The following is a 7,350-nucleotide window of genomic DNA, read 5'->3' as shown; positions in this document are numbered from 1 at the left end:
ATCCGAAACTTCCGGTAATATTTCAAATCCCCTGTTTCATCCAGTTGAAGGGAATATTTCCGTATAAAATGAGCCAATAGGATCCATGCTGCAAAGTAAGCGGCAAATCGCACATAAAAGAAGGATGCATTCAAGTAAGCCACTTTCTTCAACAGGATCTCATCCAAATGATCTTCATGGGTCCACTCATAAAGCAAATGCAATCCTCCAAACACAAACAACAGCAACATTAAAACGCCTGCAACCGGGATAAACGAGCTCATGGCCTCGCCAATTCGCTGAATACTGGTATGCCAACCCGACTCAGCAATGGTGTGAACCGTAACCAAAAACAGTCCGATCAATCCCAAGGCCAGAAAATAGTAGGTATTCAACAACAGGTTGGCAGCAATGCGCTCGCCTCCCGTGCCAATAAAAAAGCTGATCGCCAATGAAAGAATACCAATTCCAATCATCCCATAAATCAGGCTTGAAAGTTTTTTGGTGAGTACGAATTTCTGATTTTCCATGACCATGCTATGCTTTTAAGGTTATTCCCTCAGCACCAGCTTCCGCAAGCGCCAGTTCAATTTCTTTGATATTTTCATCCGCCAGGCTGTCATCAACTTCAACAACAACCAGAAACCGATCATCGGTCGCTCGTTCATCGTGAATCAACGCTTTTGCTCCCGGCCCCAATTTGTTGCTCACAAAAAAAGCAATGACCATGGCAAATGCTGAAAACAAAACCGTCAGCTCAAACGCAACCGGCATAAACGAAGGCACTGCGAAAAATGGTTTTCCTCCAATGTTCAAAGGATAATCGACGGTAAAAATCCAAGCTTGAAAACCAAAGCCGAGCACTGCGCCGATGGCTCCAGCAACAAACGCGACTCGTGTCAACCGGGAACGCCGCATGTTTAAAGCCTTATCAATGCCATGAACCGGAAAAGGCGTCAAGACATCCAAAATCTTTAACCCTTTTGCTTTCATTTGCCCAATTCCTTTTAGCAAATCTTCTTCATCCAAATAATAAGCTGTAATGTATTTATCCATGGCCGGTTAATTTTTGTTTTTCTCCTGAAGATTTTAAAACACCCTTTACCTCCGCCACTGCAATTACCGGAAACACCCGGATAAACAACAGAAACAAAGTGAAGAACAAGCCCAGTGTTCCGACATATAAACCAACCTCAACCATCGTCGGACTGTACATCGTCCAACTTGAAGGCAAAAAATCGCGGTGTAAAGAGGTAACCACAATAACAAAACGTTCGAACCACATGCCGATGTTCACGAAAATGGAAATGATGAAGGTCAACACCACACTTCGACGGATTTTTCGAAACCAGAAAAGCTGCGGTGTAATCACATTACAGGTCATCATGATCCAGTATGCCCAAGCGTAAGGGCCAAATGCCCGGTTGAAAAACGCATAGGTTTCAAACTCAACTCCCGAATACCAGGCAATAAAAAACTCAGTCAGGTAGGCAACCCCCACTATTGAACCGGTCAGAATAATAATCTTATTCATCGATTCGATATGATTCAGGGTAATGTATTCTTCCAGATTCAGTGCTTTCCGGGTTACAATCATCAAGGTAAGCACCATGGCGAAACCCGAAAAAATGGCACCCGACACAAAGTAAGGCGGAAAAATAGTGGTGTGCCAACCGGGAATGACAGAGGTGGCAAAGTCAAAACTTACAATGGTGTGAACCGACAATACCAGCGGAGCGGCCAAGCCTGCCAAAATTAAACTAACCGTTTCGTGGCGCGACCAATGGCGGGCTGATCCGGTCCATCCGAAACTTAGAAAACCATAGATTGCTTTTCTAATTTTGGTTGTTGCCCGGTCACGAACAGTTCCCAAGTCGGGAATCAATCCCACATACCAAAACACCAAAGAAACCGCAAAGTAGGTTGAAATGGCAAAAACGTCCCACAAAAGGGGCGAGTTAAAGTTCACCCACAGTGCGCGTGTATTTGGATACGGGAAAATGTAAAATCCCAGTAAGAGCCGCCCCATATGGATCAAAGGAAAGAACCCGGCACACATCACGGCAATCAAGGTCATGGCTTCGGCAGAACGGTTGATGCTGGTCCGCCACTTTTGCCTGAAAAGCAACAAGATGGCGGAGATAAACGTACCGGCATGACCGATACCGACCCACCAAACAAAGTTGGTAATTCCCCATCCCCAGCCGATGGTTTTATTGAGGCCCCATTCTCCGATACCGTAAAAAACGGTTCTGAACGTGGCCCAAGCACCAAATAGAAGGGCGATGCCTGCCAGGGTAATTCCGGCATACCAGTACTTGGACGGTTTGCCTGCCATGGGTGACAAAATATCATCGGTCACCTGTTTGTAGTTCTTATTTCCCCGAATTAACGGTTCTCTGAGCGGAGATGTGTACATTCCTAATTCGTTTTAGTTATATGGTTTTATTTTTAACCTTGGTTAGGTAGCCCACCGATGGCAGCGTGTGCAACTCTTCCAGCAGATGATAGTTACGCTCATCGGCGAAGAACTTCGAAATTCGGCTTTGCTCATTATTCAAGTCTCCAAAAACAATCGCATCCGCCGGACATGATTGGGCGCAGGCTGGCACCACTTCGCCATCTTTCAAGGTTCTGTTTTCATTTTTCGCAACCAGCTTTTTCTCCTGAATACGCTGAACGCAGAACGAACATTTCTCAATCACTCCTTTGGCACGCACCGTCACATCCGGATTCAGCACCAAACGTCGTAAGTCGGTGGTCATTTCTGCCGGATCTTTCTTATTACCAGGCATGGCATCAGCACCGGTATAATCAAAGAAGTTGAATCGCCGGACTTTGTACGGACAGTTGTTATTGCAATAACGCGTACCAATACAGCGGTTGTACGCCATCTGGTTAATGCCTTCATTACTGTGGGTTGTAGCAGCCACCGGACAAACGTTTTCGCAGGGCGCGTTGTCGCAATGCTGACACATGACTGGCTGGCGAACAAGCTCCGGATTTTCCGGATCGCCTTTATAATAGCGGTCAATTCGGATCCAGTGCATTTCACGAGCCTTGATGACCTGCTCTTTTCCGACAACCGGAACATTATTCTCGGCAGAACACGCGACAACACAGGCATTACAACCAGTGCACGAGTTCAAATCAATGGCCATTCCCCAGTGAAATCCTTCGAACTTACGTTGTGCATAAAGCGATTTCATGTGTGACTTGATGGTTTCTCGCACTTCGTTGCCCGAAGCCGGGTTCGCCAAATATTGCTCCAAGGTGGTTTCGCGCACCAGGCTTCTTCCTTCCATCGAATGGTGAGACTGCGTGCGGGCCAACTGATACTCACCAGCCACTTTCTCGATCGTAACCTGTGACAAATAATTTTGTTTCGCGCCATTCTGGGTTTGAATCAACGGAAATGCATTTTGCCCGATGGTACCATCAGGAATGCCCATGTTACGTCTTCCGTAGCCCAAAGCCACCGAAATTGTTTTATATTCTTGCCCCGGCTGAACAATCACCGGAATGGGCCCGAAGTCATTAATCTTAATCAACTGTTCATCCTCAAGCTCCAGCTCGGCAGCTAACTTAGGCGAAACCGCAGCATAGTTATCCCAGCAAACTTTGGTCACCGGATCTGGAAGTTCTTGCAGCCAAGGGTTGTTGGCTTGCTTTCCGGATCCAACACTGACGTTTGTATAGAAGGCCAGTTCAAGCGAATCGGCAGCAGACGTACTTTTCGCCTGCCCCAATGCTGACTCAACAGCGCCCGCATTGAAGGCTTGAATTTCCGCTTCGTTTCGTCCGGATTCAAAAACACCATCATGCAATTTATTATTCCAGAAATCGTCAAACGAAGCTTCTCCGGAACCTGCCAACAAGTTATCTTCCCAATATTTCTGAATGTAAGTATGATAGTCGACCGGATTGCCGGCCCATTTCAGCAAACTTTCCTGAGCTGCCCGGGTTTTAAAAATCGGGCGAATGGTGGGTTGCGCCAGCGAATAGCTTCCAGTTTTCACTTCGGCATCATTCCATGCTTCCAGGTAGTGGTGATCCGGGCAAACGAAATGCACATGTTCCGAAGTTTCTTCACCCAAAATGGGCATTGCAATTTTTAGCTTGACATTTTGCAGGGCGCTGACAAACCTGTCCGCCTCCGGATAATCGAAAGCTGGATTGACGTCGTACAAAATCAGTCCGTCTACTTGGCCGCTTTCCATTTCGCCAACCAGTCGATCCATGTCTTCATCCATGCCCTGACGCAGTTTTAAATGAACATCCGTTTGAATAGTTGCGCCATAATTGCCCAATAACTCGTTGATCGCATTCACGATCAGTTGATTATCGGCATCGTTGCTGCCACTAACAACCAGCGACTTTCCTTTTTTCGAGAATAATTCCGCTGCAATTTTTTTAACGTCAACAGGCGAGCTTGGAACAGAAGAGCCAGCTTGCCCATTTAATTTTCGAAGTTCCTGAAGCAGATTCGCCAAGACCAGCTTTTCCTGTGAAGGCCGGATTTGGTAGCGTTCGTCAGCATTTGATCCGGTTAGCGACATGCCCCCTTCAAAATGAATATGACGCGACATACGACCTTCTCCATCCACCAGTTTCCTGTTTTTTGCATATTGCTTGGTGTACTCCACCGGAGAAAGCCAAGTACCGAGGAAGTCGGCATCAAAACCGACAATCATTTCAGCCTTGCTAAAATCGTAAGCGGGAATAAACGCTTTCCCGAAGGTTTCTTCATTGGCTTTCAGCATGCCAGACGCCGAAAGGACATCGTACTGAATATGTTCCGAACCGGGGTGAGCATCCAAAAATTCCTGAATGGCTGCCTTGGTCGAAGGGCTGATGATGGTCGAACTTAAAATCACCACTTTGCCTTGCCGTTTTTTCGCCTCGTCCAGAAACAGCATGATTTTCTCATCTGCTTCTTCCCAGCTTATTTTTTTCCCTTCGTAGGTTGGATTTTTATGTCTTTTGTTGTCGTATAGGCCCAATACCGATGCTTGGGTTCGCGCATTGGTTCCCCCCATTGTTACAGGCGACAAGGTGTTCCCTTCAATTTTAATTGGACGCCCGTCGCGTACTTTCACCAATATGCTACAATAATCAATGCCATCGAAGTAGGTTGATGCAAAGTAGCTGGCTTCTCCCGGGATAATTTTTTCGGGTTGAATCAGGAAGGGGATGGCTTTTTGAACGGGCTGCTCACAACTGGCGGCAATGGCCGCCGATGCCACGGTAAAGCCAAAAAGTTTCAAAAAATCACGGCGCGAATTTCCGGTCGATTTCGCCTCCTGTTTCATCTGAAGAATGGATTTTCTGTCTCCGGCATCGGGCTCACTTGATGCCAGCCGGGCGTCATAAATCAAATCATCCAAACTTTTATAATATTGTTCCTTCATTCCGAGTAGGTTTGTTGTTTATTAATAATGACACTTCATACAATCGGTTCCGCCAATCATATCGACCGTAACCTTATCTATTTCGCCTTTTTTGATTTGCTCGTGAAGGGCTTCGTATGATTCGTAGAAATTGTTATCGACAAATTGAACTTCTTTCGTGCGGTGACAATCAATACACCAGCCCATGCTCAGGTCTTCCACCTGCCTTACTACGTCCATTTCGGCCACATCGCCATGACATTCAATACAGTCCAGCTTACCTGCATTGACATGCTGGGCATGGCTAAAGAAAACATGATCGGGCAAATCGTGAATGCGCACCCATTCCACCGGAATATTGTTTTCGGTGGCTTCAATCACTTTAGCAATCTCAAATTTGCCAGACCGGGTTCCTTCGCGAACGAGGGAGTGGCAATTCAAACACAGATCTGTCGGTGGAATTCCAGCCGACTTACTTTCTTCAACGGTAAAGTGACAGTATTTACAATCAATTTGATTTTGTCCGGCATGCACTTTATGCGAAAATTTAATGGGTTGTGCGGGTTCGTAATTCTGCGATCGTCCGAGACGAACACCATCCTCATAAAGCATTTTAACCTGGAAGCCAAAAACTCCCAGAAATATTATTAAAGGGATTGCCTTATATTTTATTTTCCGAAAAAAGATCATTTCCAGCAGTGCCCAGGTAATAATCAAACCTAAAAAAAGGAAAAGCAACAAACGGTCGATGGTTGGCTTTACCGATGCCGGCCCACGCATTGACAAATCATCCAGATAGGCTTTTACGGTTTTGAGGTCGGCATCTTCAAAATTATAATCTTTGTGCACTTCGGCCATCATACCGCCGGAGGGTTCCATCACAACAGCCTTAAATTCAGCAAAATCCTTTTCAAGGTATTTGTTGGCAATATCAAGTGCCGAAGGGTTCCAGTTCAGCGTATCCGAAGGAGTAATGTTGTGACATGAAGTACATGATGCCTGCTGGTTGCTGTGTGGCAACAATCCTCTGAAGAAACGTTCCCCGCGTTTAATATCGTTCCGGTAATGACTAAATTTCTCGGCTCCGGCAGGTTTGCTCTTGGCTGGAGCGCTGTCAGCGGCTAAGGTATCTTCCATTGCGGCCTGGCTTGTTGTATCGGCCTGGTTAGCAGTTTGCTCCACATTGGCTGAGTCAGCAGAAACAGAATCCGATGGGTTGGTTGGTGCTGATTGCTCAACAGCGGTGCTGTCAGCAGAATCTTGTTCACTTTGTTGCGTTTGTGTTCCAGCAAAAGCCGCTGCCGAAAAAACAAAAATTGACATGGAGAGTACGAATAGAAAACCCTTGGGGGAAAACCCGGATTTCCATAACACAGGGGACTTTAATTTCATTCTACAAGCTTTAATAAGTTTTTTTTCAAACCTTAGGATTTTGCAACTCATGAGAATTAACAAACTTTATACTTTAAGGTTTTCCCGCTCAAGTTAAAAAAATATCCCCAATAAACATTTAAAAGCTGCTCGTATAACAGGCTATTGGCCTGCTTTTTTTAAGTATCTGACTCTGAACAGCATTTCAAAACGGAAAGCACGAATTTTAATAGACGTGAATGATGGCTTTTTCTCTACCAATAGATAATTTCGATTTACCTTACTCCAAATTCTCGGTGAGTTTCCGCACGATTTTCAGGTTGTCGAGAAACTCCTTGGCAATGACCCGAACGATGGTGTAGGCTGGAATGGCCAGAATCATACCCAAGATACCTGCTGCACTTCCAGCAGCCAAAATGACGATAAAAATCTCAAGCGGGTGCGCTTTCACGCTGCTGGAATATATCAACGGTTGAAACAGGATATTGTCGATGACCTGCACAACCACAAAAACCAGCAGCATCAATCCGAGGAGTGGCAAGGTGTGGCTCGCAAAATCAGCGTTCAGGTTGATGGCGATTCCGATCAACAACCCGACAATGGCGCCAAT

The 7,350-nt window shown here is 45.8% G+C and carries 6 protein-coding genes; all 6 read right to left on the bottom strand.

The genetic code is table 11. The features are described 5' to 3' along the window. Positions 1–509 (bottom strand): hypothetical protein (locus tag NC99_RS13700; RefSeq protein ID WP_204375009.1); only part of this gene is annotated, 509 nt, incomplete at its 3' end. A gap of 7 nt (positions 510–516) precedes the next feature. Further along, on the bottom strand, positions 517–1,035 hold the full coding sequence (locus NC99_RS13695; RefSeq protein WP_053184641.1) for a DUF3341 domain-containing protein: 519 nt from the start codon (positions 1,033–1,035) through the stop codon (positions 517–519). Beyond that, entirely contained in the window at positions 1,028–2,398 is a 1,371-nt protein-coding gene (gene nrfD / locus NC99_RS13690) for an NrfD/PsrC family molybdoenzyme membrane anchor subunit (protein ID WP_053184639.1), read from the bottom strand. The genes NC99_RS13695 and nrfD overlap by 8 nt, the downstream gene beginning before the upstream one ends. A gap of 16 nt (positions 2,399–2,414) precedes the next feature. Continuing rightward, positions 2,415–5,390, bottom strand: coding sequence for a 4Fe-4S dicluster domain-containing protein (locus NC99_RS13685; RefSeq protein WP_053184636.1), 2,976 nt, complete (start codon positions 5,388–5,390; stop codon positions 2,415–2,417). Between the two features lie 21 nt (positions 5,391–5,411). After that, complete coding sequence (locus NC99_RS13680; RefSeq protein WP_053184634.1) at positions 5,412–6,692, bottom strand: cytochrome c3 family protein; 1,281 nt, start codon at positions 6,690–6,692, stop codon at positions 5,412–5,414. A 328-nt stretch (positions 6,693–7,020) separates the two neighbouring features. After that, a partial coding sequence (locus NC99_RS13675; protein ID WP_157624890.1) for an AI-2E family transporter occupies positions 7,021–7,350 on the bottom strand: 330 nt, incomplete at its 5' end.

This window comes from Sunxiuqinia dokdonensis (assembly GCF_001270965.1).
GTDB classification, from domain to species: Bacteria; Bacteroidota; Bacteroidia; order Bacteroidales; family Prolixibacteraceae; genus Sunxiuqinia; species Sunxiuqinia dokdonensis.
Note: the sequence above shows the minus strand (reverse complement) of the source record. Positions and strands in the feature narration are given on the sequence as shown.